This window comes from Cupriavidus sp. SZY C1 (assembly GCF_032190535.1).
Classification (GTDB): domain Bacteria; phylum Pseudomonadota; class Gammaproteobacteria; order Burkholderiales; family Burkholderiaceae; genus Cupriavidus; species Cupriavidus pauculus_C.
This window is the reverse complement of the sequence record NZ_JAUANU010000010.1, coordinates 62,983-76,904: the sequence shown is the minus strand read 5'-3', so window position 1 is coordinate 76,904 and position 13,922 is coordinate 62,983. Positions and strand designations below refer to the sequence as shown.

The following is a 13,922-nucleotide window of genomic DNA, read 5'->3' as shown; positions in this document are numbered from 1 at the left end:
CGTCAGGCTATGTCTAGCGGCGGGTCTGCACGCCCACGTTCATGACCTGGCAGCGGCCGGTCTCAAGGTCGAACGACAGCCGTTCGGTCAGCGTTTCGAGCGAGCGGCCGTACATGTGCAGGTGGCGGATGACGTCGTCGCCCCGGATCTCGACCGAATGGATGTCGTCGGGCAGCAGCGCGATGCCATGGCGCGGGCCCACTTCCACGGTCCGCTCGTGCGCAAGCGTGCCCACGCCGGGCTGGCTGCCATCGTCGGTGCGGGTGTAGACGTCGTTGAACTCCACGCCGCTCACGCCCGCCACGCAGGCCCAGGTGGTGTGGTTGTGCGGCGGGATGCGCTTGCCCGGCCGCATCACGTTCAGGTAGAGCGCGTAGGTCTGGTCCGGATCCTCGGCGATCAGGTAGCGCGCCTGGCGCTCGTGGGCCTCGGGCGGCGGGTAGTCGGCCTCGCTCCAGAAATCGGTGCGGGCGGCCAGGTCTTCCACCAGGGTCAGCACCCGGGCCAGGCTGGCGCGGGTCACGCCGCCGTTGTCTACGATGTTTCTAATGGATTCGATCGTTTCGCCGACGGCCGACTGACGCTGTTCTGCGATGGACATGGTGCGGTCTATCCTTGCAATCTCTGTTTTTCGGGGGTAGAACGGTGCTTCGTGTTTCACTGTAATGAACACCTGTCCTGAAAACCACTTAATGCGCGACGAAAACCCATTAGCACGGCTAATGAATGCGTAACCTCGACCTCGACCTGCTCCGCACGCTGGTGGCCATTGCGGACCATGAGACCTTTGGCGCGGCGGCGGCGGCCGTCCAGCGCACCCAGTCGGCCGTCACCCAGCAGATGCAGCGGCTGGAAGAGCAACTCGGGCTGGCGTTGTTCGAGCGGCAGGGGCGCGGCAAGCAGTTCACGCGCCACGGCAAGAAGCTGCTGGAATACGCCCGGCAGTTGCTGACGACTAACGACGAGGCGCTGCGCGTGCTGCGCGAAGGGGACCTGACCGGTTCGCTGCGCATCGGCGCGCCGCACGACGTGGCCGACACCATGCTGCCGGTGCTGCTGTCGCATATCGCGCGGTCGTCGCCGGCGCTGCGGCTGGAGATCCACGTGGGGCGCAGCCCGTTCCTGATGGAGCAGCTCCGGCGCGGCGAGATCGACCTGACCGTGTCCACGCGCGAGGACGCGACGCTCGATGGCATCGCGCTGCGCACCACGCCGACGATCTGGGTCTGCGCGGCGGATTTCGTCTACGAGCGCGGCACGCCCGTGCCGCTGATCCTGGCCGACGAGCCGAGCCTGTTCCGCAAGCTGTCGCTGGAGGCGCTGACGCAGGCCGGCGTGCCGTGGCGCATCGCCTACCTGGCGCCGAGCCTGATCGGCATCAAGGCGGCCCTGCGCGGCGGGCTGGGCATCACGGCGCGCAGCATCGACCTGCTCCAGGCGGACATGCGCATCCTGGGCGAGGCCGACGGCCTGCCGCGCCTGCCCGATGTCACCTACTACCTCTGGGCGCGTCCCAACGCGGTCAATCCTGTGGCGCGACATGTCTTCTCGATGCTCAAAACGGCCTTGCAGCGCGGCCTGGCCAGCGCCTGATGCGCGGCCCGGCCGGCGTCTGCGCGGCGGCGGAAAAGCAGGATCGTAGGCGGCCGGCCCTGCGCCGCCAACGAAGAAGATCGCGTAACGATATGTGCGGCGGCCCGGCGGATGGCTTGCCACGCCGGCGGTGAAAGCCAGCCGAAAGCCGGTTGAAAGTGCCCGGAAAGATTCGGGTTGCATGGACAGGCTGCCAGCCGTTCCGTTCTGCGGAAGACGGTGGAATTCACTGTTGCGCCAAATGCATATTGCGCCGCGTCATCCATGCCCTATCTTTGCACCACAGTCGTTCAGATTTGACCAGGAGGTGCTGACATGAACAACACGACCCGCGCAGCGGCCCAGGCCGCCCAGGCACAAACCGGACTCACGTCCGCCCGCATCCCGGCCGGCCCCACGGTCACGGCGATCCACCACCAGGACATCGTGGCGGCCTTCACGGCGGCTCCGTCGGCCACGGCCGTCGCAGCGGCGGCGCCCGTGGCGGTGCTGCACATGCTCTACCCGCGCACCGACGCCCGCACGCACCGCAGCCTGGACCATCTGGTCGGCGCGCTGCACAACCACGGGCTGCATGACGTGGCGACGCTGGTCGCGCGCGAGGCCCATTACCTGGTCTTCACCGACGCCGTGCAGGCATGGCGCGCGCTGCACGAGATCCGCCACGACTCGCTGGCCATCGGCGTGCACCTCTACTATCGCGGCCTGACCGGCGACGCGGCCGAGAAGGCGCTGGACCTCGACGCGCACCGGCTGCACTGAACGCGCCAGGCCAGGTGTTGCCCGGACCGCGCGGCGTAGCCGGTCAGCCGCGGACCAGCAGCGCCACCGGCAGCGTCGCGAACACGTCCTTGGCGCGCAGCCAGCCGGCGTGGTTGGCCACGGCGTGGCCGGTCAGCGCGTCGGTCCAGTTGGCATCGGCCGCGCGCAGGCCCGTGTCCTGCCAGCAGTGCGGCGGCACGTGCGGCTGCGCCGGATCGACAAGCCGCGCCGCCAGCCGCGTCACGGCCACCATCACCTCGGTATTGCCGAACTGGCGCGTGAACGCCAGCACGTTTCCCGCCCGCTCGCCGCTGGCCGGCACCGGGCGATAGCTGCCCTGCGCGAACACCGCAGCGTGGTCGCGCCGGAACGCCAGCACGCTGCGGATCAGTTGCTGCTTGATGCGGCCATCGCGCCAGTGCGCCAGCCAGTGCGGCCAGCCGCCCCGGCATTCAAGCTGCGATTGCAGCCGCGCATAGTCGGGCGCGCGGCGGTTGTCCGGGTCGACCAGGCTGAAGTCCCAGGTCTCGTTGCCCTGGTAGCGGTCCGGCACGCCGGGCGCGGTCAGTTGCAGCAGCGTCTGCGCCAGGCTGTTCAGCGCGGCGGCGGTGCCGATGCGGCCCGCAAAGGCGCCGATGCTCTCCAGCACGCTGTCGGGCCCGCCGCTGGCCATGGCCGGCAGAAACGCCTCGCAGGCGTCCTCGTAGGCCGTATCGGGATGGGTCCAGCTGCCATGGCGCTTGGCTTCGCGGATGGCCTTCTGCTGCCACGCCAGGACGCGGTCGATGAACGCGCGCTGGGCGTCATCGGCGGCGAGTTCACGCGGATCGGCCGGCCACGCGCCAACCAGCGTCTGGTACAGCATCATGCGGTCCACGCCGTCCGGTCCGGTGGGCGAGGCGCTCAGCAGTGGCGCCAGCCGCGCTTCCCAGCCTGCCACGGCCTCGGCCCATTCGTCGGCCCGCTCGCTGAGCACGGCCAGCCGCATGCGGGCGTCCTCGCCGCGCTTGTGGTCGTGCGTGGCCACGGCCAGCATCGCGTGCGGCCAGTCGGCGGCGCGCGCCTGCATCCGTTCATGAAAGCGCTCGGGCGCCATCGCCAGCGTGCCGGGGTCGCTGCCCACCTCGTTGCGCGACAGCAGGCGGCCGTAGCGGTAGAACGCCGTGTCCTCGGTCGACTTGGCGGCCAGCGCCGGCATCAGTTGCTGGAGCTTTGTGCGCAGCCGGCCCGGATCGCTGTCGATGGGGTCGTCCACGCGCAGGCAGGCGACGATGAAATCGAGCGCGGCCGCCTCGTCGGGCGCCAGATGGCGGCGCGCGTCGGCGGCGGCGGCCGTGACCATCGCGTCGTCGAACGCGGTGTCGCGCGGCGCGGCGCCGGCCGCCGTGTAGTAGCTGCGATAGACCGGAATCGCGGTCATGAACGCGGTCAGCGCGTGGCGCAGCGCGTGCGGCGTCAGGTCGCGCGTGGCGGGGTCCTGGCGCGCCCGCGCGTGCAGCCGGGCGCAGACGCCATCGGCTTCGGCAATCAGGTGGCGGGCCAGCACGCGGTGCCGGCCGGCGCGCACGTAGTCAGAGAACGGCCGCGCGTCGCCGCTGATCTGCATCCAGAGCATGCAAAGCGGCGCCTCGCCGTGCAGGTCGTGCAGCACGGCGCCCACCTCGTCCATGAAGTCGTAGCCGGTGGTGCCGTCGACGTTCCAGTCGCGCGGCAGCGGCTCCGTTTCGCCCAGGATCTTCTCGATGACCAGCCACGGGTGCATGCGCGCCAGCTCGCCGGGCCGGCCGGGGCGCAGCGCGTCCAGCCGCTCGCGCACGCGGCGGCAGTAGCCGGCCGGGTCGGCCAGCCCATCGACGTGGTCGATGCGCAGCCCGTCGATCCAGCCTTCGCGGTAGAGCCGGAACGGCAGCGCGTGCACGGCCTCGAACACGTCCTCGCATTCCTCGCGCACGCCCACGAGATCGGTGATCTCGAAGAAGCGGCGCCGGTTCAGTTGCGCCGCGCCGGTGCGCCACCACGCCAGCCGGTAGTGCTGGCGCTCCAGCAGCGCGTGCAGCGCGCTGGCATCGGCCGGCACCTCGGTCTCGCCGTCGGCCAGCGGCAGGTCGTGGTCGCCGTAGTGCAGCGCCAGCCTGCCGTCGTTGCCATGCCGCACGGCGATGGCGCCGGATTCCAGCGTCTGCCAGTACGGGTCGCCCAGGATCGGCACCAGCACCTTGCCGCGCAGGTCGGGGTCGGCCGGCTGCCAGTCGATGTCGAAATAGTGCGCAAAGGCGCTCTGCTCGCCGCGCGCCAGCACGTCGCGCCACCACGGGTTGTGCAGCGCGTCGGACGCCATGTGGTTCGGCACGATGTCCACCACCAGGCCAAGTCCGGCCTCGCGGGCGCGCGCGGCCAGCGCGAGGAAACCTTCTTCGCCGCCCAGTTCGGGGTTGATGCGCGTGAAGTCGGTGACGTCGTAGCCGTGCGTGGAGCCGGGCCGCGCGGCGGTGATCGGCGACAGGTACAGGTGGCTGACGCCCAGCCCGGCGTAGTAGGGCACCAGCGCGGCGGCATCGGCAAACGTAAAGCCGGCGTGCAACTGCAGCCGCGCCGTGGCGCGCGGCACGCCGGCGTGGTCCAGGTCGACATTGTCTGTCATGGAGGCGGGGCCCTGGCGGGCCGTCAGGACGATTGCAGGCAGGCGACGCTGGTCAGGCCCGGCAGCGTGCCGGCCATCAGCGACGCGATGGCGCCGGACTGGCTGGCATGCAGCATCCGCCCGCCGTCGCAGTCCACTTCCACCGGCTCCGTGCCAAGGTTGAGCCAGATCGACAGCAGGCTGCCATCGCCCATGCGCCAGCGCGCCAGCAGCGCGCGCTCGCCCAGGATGGTGACGCCGGCGGACTGGCTGTGCGGCAGCCGGGGCATGATCTCGTTGCGCCGGATCGACAGCAGTTCGCCGTAGTAGTGGTTCCACGCGCGGCAGTTGCCGTCGCTGTTGTCGCAGATCGGCTTCGAGGCGTCGAACGTCTCCACGGCATTCGGGTCCGGGATGCGCGCGGCGTGGGTCTCGTCGCGGAACGCGGCGGACGCCGCGAACTCGCGGCGCCGGCCATCGCGCACGGCCTGCGCCAGTTCGGGCGGATGATCGGTGAAGTACAGGAACGGCTCGCGCGCGCCCAGTTCCTCGCCCATGAACACGAGCGGGATCTGCGGGCAGAGCAGTTGCAGCGCCACGGCGGCGCGCAGCGCGTCGGGGTCGGCCAGCGTGGTCAGGCGGTCGCCGAACGCGCGGTTGCCGGTCTGGTCGTGGTTCTGCACGAACATCACGAACGCGGTGGGCGCCAGCGCCGCGCTGGGCTGCCCGCGCCGCACCTCGCGGCCCTGCAGCGGGCCGTTCTCGTCGCCGCTGCGGTGCGGCGACACCTCGCCCTGCCACGCAAAGCCCTCGCGCAGCACGCGCGCCAGGTGGTGCAGCGCCGGCGAGCCAGTGGTGTCCGTGCGTTGGCTGCCGGGCAGGTCGGCCTGGTATTCGCGGTAGTAGCCGTCGTCCTCGCCGGTCAGCAGCACGTGCAGCGCGTGATGGGCGTCGTCGTTCCACTGCGCGTCGTAGCCGCCCTCGATCAGCGCCACGTCGTTGTGGTCGTTCTCCAGCACCAGATGGATATGCCGGCCCTGCACGCAGTCGCGCAGGTCGGTGGCCAGCCGGGGCAGCCAGCCTTCGTCGTCGATGGCGTGCACGGCGTCCAGCCGCAGGCCGTCGAAGCGGAACGATTCAAGCCAGTAGCGCGCGTTCTCGCCAAAGAAGCGGCGCACCTCGGCGCGGCGGAAGTCGATGGCCGGGCCCCACGGTGTCTGCCGGTCGTTGCGGAAGAAGGCGCTGGCGTAGGTGGGCAGGTAGTTGCCCTCGGGCCCGAAGTGGTTGTAGACCACGTCCAGGAACACCATCATGCCCAGGCCGTGCGCGGTGTCGACCAGCGCGCGCAGTTCGTCGGGCGTGCCGTAGCTGCGCTCGGGCGCGAACGGCAGCACGCCGTCGTAGCCCCAGTTGCGCGCGCCCGGAAACTCGGCCAGCGGCATCAGCTCGATGGCGGTGAAGCCCAGCGCGGCCAGCCGGTGCAGTTCGGCGGTGACGCCCGCGTAGCCGCCGTACAGGCCGACGTGGATTTCGTAGATCACGGCCTCGTGCCACGGGCGGCCGCGCCATTCGGCATGCTGCCAGCGGTACGCGGCGCCGGGCTCGGGCAGGCACAGCACGCTGGCGCCGTGCACGTCGTCGGCCTGCAGCCGCGATGCGGGGTCCGGCACGATGGTGCCGTCGTCAAGCCTGAACCAGTAACGCGCGCCGTGGCAGCACGGCGCCACGGCCTCGAACCAGCCCTTGCGGCCTTCCACCATCAGCACCGGTGCCATGCCGGCCACTTCCAGCCGTACCGTCTGGCCCTGCGCGGCGGCGTCTGGCGCCCACAGGCGAAAGCGCACGTGCCCGTCGGCCAGGCGGACCGGGCCGAACCAGTACGCTTCGTCGCTATCGTCGCCGCACGGCCGCAGGCGCGTGTCGGCGCCCAGCGTCTGCCAGTTCGGTACCGCCGGGGGCACGCCGTGGCGCGGCGGCAGAGCGGGTGATGCAGTCATCATGGTGGGCCACCTTCACGCAAATCGCCATGCAGAACGCCGGATGCCGGTCATGCCGGGGATGCCGCGCCAGCGTCGGCCGGCGACAGCACCGGCGGCTCGGCCACCACCACGGGGCGGCGGCTGCGCACGGGCCGGGCCGACGCCTCTTCCACCACGGGGGCGATGACGGGCAGGTCGGCCAGTGCCGGCGACAGCGCGCCGTACATCGCCATGTACTGGCGGGCCGGCGCTTCCCAGCTGAAGTCGGTCTGCATGCCGGTCCGTTGCAGGCTGCGCCAGTGGCGTGGGCGGCCATACCATCCTAGTGCACGGACGATGGCGGCACGCATGGCTTCGGCCGAATCGCCGTCGAAAACGATGCCGTTGGCGCGCGCGGCCGGCATGGCTTCGTCGCCCACGTCACGCACGGTGTCAGCCAGGCCGCCCACGCGCGAGACGATCGGCACGGTGCCGTAGCGCATGGCGTAGACCGGCGTCAGCCCGAATGGCTCGAAGCGGCTGCCGTGCAGCAGGATGTCGGCGCCCGCGTGCAGCAGGTGGGCGTCTTCCTCGCGGTAGCCGATGGTCACGCCGACGCGGCCCGGATGGCGCTGCGCCAGCGCCGTGTAGGCCGCTTCCAGCTTCGGGTCGCCGCAGCCGAGCACCACGAACTGGGCGTCGGCATCGGTCTCCAGCGTCAGCGCGATGGCGTCGAGCGCCACATCGGCCATTTTCTGATGAGTCAGGCGGCTGCCCATGGCGATGACCGGGCGGTCCGGGTCCACCGGCAGCCCGTGGCGGGCCTGCAGCGCGGCCTTGCAGGCGCGCTTGCCGGTCATGTTGCGTACGTCGTAGCGCTGCGGCAGCAGGCGGTCGGTGCGCGGCGACCACGCGTCGACGTCGACGCCGTTCGGGATCGCGCCCAGCACGTCGGCGCGGTGGGCCAGCAGCCCGTCGAGCCCGTGGCCGAAATGCGGCGTCAGGATTTCACGCGCATAGGTGTGGCTGACCGTGGTCACGCGGTCCGCGTAGCGGATGCCCGCCTTCAGGAAGTTGATCTTGCCCCAGAACTCGATACCGTCCGGCGTCAGGCATTCGGCGGGCAGGCCCAGCGCGCCGGCCGTCTCCATCGGGAACACGCCCTGGAAGGCCAGGTTGTGGATCGTGCAGACCGTGGGGATGCGCAGCCCGCGCAGGTGCATCAGCAGTGGCGTCAGCGCGGCATGCCAGTCGTGGGCATGGACCAGGCTAGGCACCGGCAGCGGCGTCTCGCCGGCGGCGATGGCCGTGGCGGCGTGGGCCAGCGCGGCAAAGCGCTGGGCGTTGTCGCAGAAGTCGCGGCCGGTGGCATCCACGTACAGCGAGCCGGGACGGTCGTACAGCGACGGGCAGTCCAGGAATACCACGCGCACGCCGTCGGGCATCAGGCCCTGGAGCAGGCGCGCCGGGCTGTGTCCGGGCGGCAGGGCCATCGGCAGGCGGATGGCGCCCAGGCTGCGCACGTCGCGCGCGGCGGCCACCGCCCGGGGGTAGCCGGGCATCAGGATCGTGACGTCGCTGCCGCGCTGTCGCAGCGCCTGCGCCAGGCCGCCCACCACATCGGCAAGCCCGCCGGTCTTGGCCAGGGGCTGGGCTTCAGCCGCCACAAACAAGGTATTCGCGTTCAAGGAGAACTCCCGCATTTTTGGTGTCGTTACCGGGTGCTTTGGAGGAATGCGCCATCGAGGACATGGCGCAGGGCAACGGCTATGCGAACTTTGTGCCAGCTCTTGTGCCGCGCAACAATCGGCCTCCACGCTGGCGCCGCCACCACGGTTACGGGCGTCCGTGGCAACGGCGGTGTATAAGCTGCCCGTGCCGTTGTAGAAACTGCCGCGGGCCCGGCGGCGTGCCGAGAATCTGCAAAGCGCTGTTCCAGCGCTGCGCCGCCGGGCGGGCTACTGGCAGCGCTCGCTGAAGCCGCCGGCGACGCTGGACGACGTGTTGCCAGCCGTGCCGCCGGTGCCGCTGGCGCCGTCCCCGCCCCGGCGCGGGACCTGCACGTGGCCGCTGGCGCGGTGCAGCAGGCAGACCGGCACCGGATCGACATGCCAGACCCGTTCGCAGTATTCGCGGATCGCGCGGTCCGACGAGAAACGGCCCGAGCGGGCGGACGACAGCACGGACATCCGCTGCCAGCGGTCCTGGTCGGCGTAGGCGCCCGATACCTCGCGCTGGCATTGCAGGTACGACGCAAAGTCGGCCATCAGCATGTACGGGTCGTGCTGCAGCAGCCCCTCGAACAGCGGCCGGAACACGGCCGCGTCGCCCTTGGAGAAGAAGCCGTGCTGGATCAGGTCCACCACGGCGCGCAGCTCGGGGCTGGACTCGTAATAGCTGGACGGGTGATAGCCGGCGGCGCGCAGCGCGTAGACCTCCGACGCGTTGAGCCCGAACGGGAAGAAGTTGTCGGCCCCGATGGCGTCGCGCAGCTCGATGTTGGCGCCGTCCATCGTGCCGATCGTCATGGCCCCGTTCATGGCGAACTTCATGTTGCCCGTGCCGGACGCCTCCTTGCCGGCCAGCGAGATCTGCTCGGACAGGTCTGCCGCCGGGTAGATCTTCTGGCCGTACGTGACGTTGAAATTGGGCAGGAAGACCACCTTCAGGCGGTCGCGCACCTGCGGGTCGCGGTTGACCACGTCGGCCACCGACGTGATGAAGCGGATCATCAGCTTGGCGTAGTGGTAGCCCGGCGCCGCCTTGCCGGCGAACAGGAACGTGCGCGGCGGCACGTCGGCGTTGGGGCTGGACTTGATCTGGTGATAGAGCGCGATGATGTGCAGCACGGCCAGGTGCTGGCGCTTGTACTCGTGGATGCGCTTGACCATCACGTCGAACATCGAGTCCGGGTTCACCACCACGCCGGTGCAGTCGCGGATTAGCTGGGCCAGGTCGCGCTTGTTGGCGCGGCGCACGGCCTGCCATTGCTCGCGGAAGCCTGCGTCGTCGGCGTACGGCTCCAGCGCGCGGAGCTGGTCGAGGTCCTTGATCCAGCCGTCTCCGATGGCCTCGCTGACCAGCTGCGTCATGCGCGGGTTGGACAGCGCCAGCCAGCGGCGCGGGGTCACGCCGTTGGTGATGCTGGTGAATTTCTCGGGCCACATGGCGTAGAAGTCCTGCAGCACGTCCTCGCGCATCAGCCGCGAATGCAGCTCGGCCACGCCGTTGATCGCGTGACTGCCCACGCACGCGAGCCCCGCCATCCGCACGTAACGGCCGCCCTGTTCGTTGACCAGCGACAGCCGGGCCACGCGCGACTCGTCGCCGTAGAAGCCGATGCGCACCTCGTCCAGAAAGCGGGCGTTGATCTCGTAGATGATTTCCAGGTGGCGCGGCAGGATGCGGCGGAACAGTTCCAGCGGCCACTGTTCCAGTGCCTCGGGCAGCAGCGTGTGGTTGGTATAGGCAAATGCGTTGCGCGTGATGTGCCAGGCGTCGTGCCAGGCCAGGTCGTGGTCGTCGATCAGCAGCCGCATCAGTTCGGCGATGCCCACCGCCGGGTGCGTGTCGTTGAGCTGCACCGCGAACTTCTCGTGGAAGCGTGTGACGGGAATGCCATGCGAGGCCATCAGCCGCAGCATGTCCTGCAGCGAGCAGGCGACAAAGAAATACTGCTGTTCGAGCCGCAGCTCCTTGCCCTGCTGGGTCTCGTCGTTGGGGTAGAGCACCTTGGTCAGGTTCTCGGACGTCACTTTCTTGCTGACCGCGCCCAGGTAGTCGCCCCGGTTGAACGTGTGGAAGTCGAACGCCTCGGTGGCTTCGGCGCGCCACAGCCGCAGCGTGTTGACCGTGTTGACGCGGTAGCCCAGGATCGGCGAGTCAAACGGCACGCCCACCACGGTCTTCTCGGGCACCCAGCGCACGCGGTAGCGGCCCCGGTCGTCGGTGTAGTGCTCGGTATGGCCGCCCAGCCGGACCTGTACGGCCCATTCGGAGCGCTGGATCTCCCACGGGTTGCCGTGGCGCAGCCAGGTATCGGTGGTTTCCACCTGCTGGCCGTCGATGATGTTCTGGTGGAAGATGCCGTACTCGTAGCGGATGCCGTAGCCGAGCGCGGGAATCTCCAGCGTGGCCAGTGAATCCATGAAGCAGGCCGCCAGCCGGCCCAGGCCGCCGTTGCCCAGGCCGGGCTCTTCCTCGTGGGCCAGGATGTCGTCGAGGTCCAGGTCCAGCGCGGTCATCGCCGCGCGGACCTCGTCGAAGATGCCAAGGTTGACGAGGTTGTTGCCCAGGTGCGGGCCCATCAGGAATTCGGCCGACAGGTAGGCGACGGTGCGCGACGGCTGGTTCTGGTAGGTCTCGGCCGTGCTGATCCAGCGCTGCACGAGCCGGTCGCGCACGGTATGGGCCAGCGCCTGGTACAGGTCGTTGCCGCTGGCGTGGCCGGGCAGCTTGCCTTGCGTATAAAACACGTGATCGAGGAACGCGTGCCGGATGGTGGCGCTGGACATGGCCGTGCGCGTATCGTCGACATGTTCCTGGCCGGATGCCGGGGTGGACAGGGTGGCATCGGCAGTAGCCGGCCGCAGCCGGGATGCTTCGGTCATCACTTGACTCCTGGGCGGATCAAAGGGGGGCGAAAATCCTTCAGGCTAGATCAGGCTAGAAAAGTTTTGCGGCGGATGCACGCAGAATCACTGCTGTCAGCGCTGGTATGAAACCTGCAGCACGCAGGGGGCTTCCCATCCCTGCAACCTACCCGAGATGCGCCATGGCGACCCACATTCCGCATGACCCTGTGCGCCGGCCAGACCGCCGGCCGGACCAGAGTCCCGATCACAACAAGGAAAAAGGCGACCAGCCGGCGCGCAACCTGCCCGACAAGCATCCGCCGCCGCCCTCCGTCCGTGGGGCGGGGCGCAATCCTGGCTGACATTCCAGACGTTCCGTTGTAGTTTCTGCATGCGTGTTCGCGCGAAGGACCGGCACGTGTACGTGCGCTCGCGCCTATGATTGAAAGCCTGGCACCCTTGCGTCGGCGACGCCGGGGTGCAACCACTGCTTCCAAGAAAAGCAGCGACAGCAAGACATGAGGGAGCGTTCCCATGGATACGCACACGCGCATTGACGGCGTGCCGTTGCCGGCATGGCTCGATGCGGTCGACGACATCGCGGTCTTCGCGTTGTCGGCGGACGGGCTTGTCTCGGCGTGGTCCGACGCCGCCCGCCGCCTGCTCGGCCATGCCGCCGCCGACGTGACCGGCCACGCCATGTCCCGCTTCCACCCGCCCGAGTCCGTGGCCGCCGGCGATGCCGAGCGCCTGCTGGACGCCGCGCGCCGGCACGGCCGGGCTGAGGACAAGGGCTGGCGCGTGCGGCAGGACGGCAGCCTGCTCTACGTGAGCGCCGTGGTCGTGGCGGTGCCCGCCGCCGAGGGCGCGCCCGAGGGCTTTGCCGTGGTCTACCGCGACCTCACGGTCCAGTACGCGGCCGAGGAATACGCGCGCGGCATGGCGGCCCGCTGGCAGGACCTCGTCGATACGCTGGACGACTGCGCCATCTGCGAACTGGGCCCCGAGGGCGAGATCCGAAGCTGGAACCCCGGCGCGCAGGCGCTGTTCGGCCACACGGCGCAGGAGGCCGTGGGCCAGCCGCTGTCGCTGCTGTACTCCGAACACGACGTGCCGTCCGGCGATACGCCCGGCGCGCTGGACGGCGTGCGTGCCAGCGGCGCGTGGGCCGGCGACCAGCGGCTGCAGCGGCACGACGGCTCGCTGGTGCGCTGCCACGTGCGGCAGGTGCTGCTGCGCGATGCCGGCGGCAGCGTGTCGGGCGTGCTCTGGACCGCGCAGGACATCACCAGCGCCGCGCGGCTGGCCGACCTGGAGAGCGCCGGGCGCCGCGTGCAGTCGTTCCTGGCCATCCTGGCGCACGAACTGCGCAACCCGCTGGCGCCCATCCGCAACGCCGTCGACGTGATCCGGCTGACGCCGGGCGGCGACCAGCGCATCCGGCACTGCGCCGAGATCATCGGCCGGCAGCTCCAGCTGCTGACCCGTCTGGTGAGCGACCTGATGGACGTGGGCCGCGTCACCTCGGGCAAGCTCAAGGTGCAGCCGGTGCCGATTCCGTATCACGACGTGATGAACGCGGCCGTGGAGGCCATGCGGCCCGCGCTGGACGGCGCCAGCCAGCAGCTTGCGGTGTCGCTGCCGGCCGAGCCCGTGTTCGTCAATGGCGATGCGGCGCGGCTGGAGCAGGTGCTGTCCAACCTGCTCAGCAACGCCACCAAGTACACGCCGCGCGGCGGCACGGTGACCGTGCGCGTGCGGGCCGAAGGCGGCAACGTGATCACGACGATTGCCGACACCGGCCGCGGCATCGCGCCCGAGGCGCTGGACCGCATCTTCAACCTGTTCGCGCAGGAGGGCGACGAGTCGGCCCGCAGCGGGCTCGGCATCGGGCTGGCGCTGGCGCGGGCCGTGGTGGAGGCGCACGGCGGCGCCATCCAGGCCAGCAGCGCGGGCGAAGGGCGCGGCAGCACGTTTACGATCCTGCTGCCGCAGGTGTACATGGACGGCGCCAGTGTCACGCGCGCCAGCGCCACGCCCTGCGCGGGCCGGCGCATCCTGATCGTCGATGACAGCGCCGATTCGGCCGACAGCATGGCGGAACTGCTGACCGTGCTGGGCCATGCGGCGCAGCCGGTCTACTCGGGCCTGCAGGCCGTGGAAGCGGTGCGCGGCTTTGCGCCCGACGTGGTGCTGCTGGACCTGGAAATGCCCGACATGAGCGGCTACGACGTGCTGCGGGTGCTGCGCGAGGCCGGCACCACGTGCCGCATCTTCGCGCTGACCGGGCGCAGCTCCGCCGACGACCGGCGCCGCACCGACGCGGCCGGCTTTGACGCGCACCTCGTCAAGCCGCTGACCGTCGAGGCGCTCTGCAAGGCGCTGGCCGATCCGGCCGGGCACTGACCGCGCCAC

The 13,922-nt window shown here is 70.2% G+C and carries 8 protein-coding genes; 3 read left to right on the top strand and 5 right to left on the bottom strand.

Features of this window, described 5'->3' with window-relative positions:
- Positions 1–13 precede the first annotated feature (13 nt).
- Positions 14–601, bottom strand: a complete 588-nt coding sequence (locus QTN24_RS16490) for a cysteine dioxygenase family protein (protein ID WP_313838322.1) — start codon at positions 599–601, stop codon at positions 14–16.
- 125 nt (positions 602–726) lie between these two features.
- Here QTN24_RS16490 and QTN24_RS16485 point away from each other — a divergent pair, with 125 nt between their 5' ends.
- Both QTN24_RS16485 and QTN24_RS16480 read left to right on the top strand, forming a co-directional pair.
- Positions 727–1,593, top strand: a complete 867-nt coding sequence (locus QTN24_RS16485; RefSeq protein WP_124686229.1) for a LysR substrate-binding domain-containing protein — start codon at positions 727–729, stop codon at positions 1,591–1,593.
- A gap of 315 nt (positions 1,594–1,908) precedes the next feature.
- Positions 1,909–2,355: a hypothetical protein gene (locus tag QTN24_RS16480; RefSeq protein ID WP_313838320.1), complete on the top strand. Its 447-nt coding sequence runs from the start codon at positions 1,909–1,911 to the stop codon at positions 2,353–2,355.
- A gap of 43 nt (positions 2,356–2,398) precedes the next feature.
- Here the strand turns inward: QTN24_RS16480 and treY are convergent, their stop codons facing one another.
- The 4 genes from treY to QTN24_RS16460 all read right to left on the bottom strand — a co-directional run bounded on the left by treY (position 2,399) and on the right by QTN24_RS16460 (position 11,447).
- On the bottom strand, positions 2,399–4,996 hold the full coding sequence (treY, locus tag QTN24_RS16475) for a malto-oligosyltrehalose synthase (protein WP_313838318.1): 2,598 nt from the start codon (positions 4,994–4,996) through the stop codon (positions 2,399–2,401).
- Between the two features lie 23 nt (positions 4,997–5,019).
- Positions 5,020–6,972, bottom strand: a complete 1,953-nt coding sequence (treZ, locus tag QTN24_RS16470; protein ID WP_409559040.1) for a malto-oligosyltrehalose trehalohydrolase — start codon at positions 6,970–6,972, stop codon at positions 5,020–5,022.
- A 50-nt stretch (positions 6,973–7,022) separates the two neighbouring features.
- Complete coding sequence (gene glgA / locus QTN24_RS16465; protein WP_313838314.1) at positions 7,023–8,621, bottom strand: glycogen synthase GlgA; 1,599 nt, start codon at positions 8,619–8,621, stop codon at positions 7,023–7,025.
- 270 nt (positions 8,622–8,891) lie between these two features.
- Positions 8,892–11,447, bottom strand: a complete 2,556-nt coding sequence (locus QTN24_RS16460; RefSeq protein WP_313838520.1) for a glycogen/starch/alpha-glucan phosphorylase — start codon at positions 11,445–11,447, stop codon at positions 8,892–8,894.
- A gap of 594 nt (positions 11,448–12,041) precedes the next feature.
- Between QTN24_RS16460 and QTN24_RS16455 the strand changes: the two genes are divergently transcribed.
- Positions 12,042–13,913, top strand: a complete 1,872-nt coding sequence (locus tag QTN24_RS16455; protein WP_313838312.1) for an ATP-binding protein — start codon at positions 12,042–12,044, stop codon at positions 13,911–13,913.
- Positions 13,914–13,922: the final 9 nt, after the last annotated feature.

Excerpts from the sequence above, each read along its gene's own strand:
- QTN24_RS16485 (WP_124686229.1), top strand. The coding sequence starts at position 727 with ATGCGTAACCTCGACCTCGACCTGCTCCGCACGCTGGTGGCCATTGCG.
- QTN24_RS16460 (WP_313838520.1), bottom strand. The coding sequence starts at position 11,447 with ATGTCCAGCGCCACCATCCGGCACGCGTTCCTCGATCACGTGTTTTAT.
- QTN24_RS16480 (WP_313838320.1), top strand. The coding sequence starts at position 1,909 with ATGAACAACACGACCCGCGCAGCGGCCCAGGCCGCCCAGGCACAAACC.
- QTN24_RS16455 (WP_313838312.1), top strand. The coding sequence starts at position 12,042 with ATGGATACGCACACGCGCATTGACGGCGTGCCGTTGCCGGCATGGCTC.
- QTN24_RS16490 (WP_313838322.1), bottom strand. The coding sequence starts at position 601 with ATGTCCATCGCAGAACAGCGTCAGTCGGCCGTCGGCGAAACGATCGAA.
- treY (WP_313838318.1), bottom strand. The coding sequence starts at position 4,996 with ATGACAGACAATGTCGACCTGGACCACGCCGGCGTGCCGCGCGCCACG.
- treZ (WP_409559040.1), bottom strand. The coding sequence starts at position 6,972 with ATGACTGCATCACCCGCTCTGCCGCCGCGCCACGGCGTGCCCCCGGCG.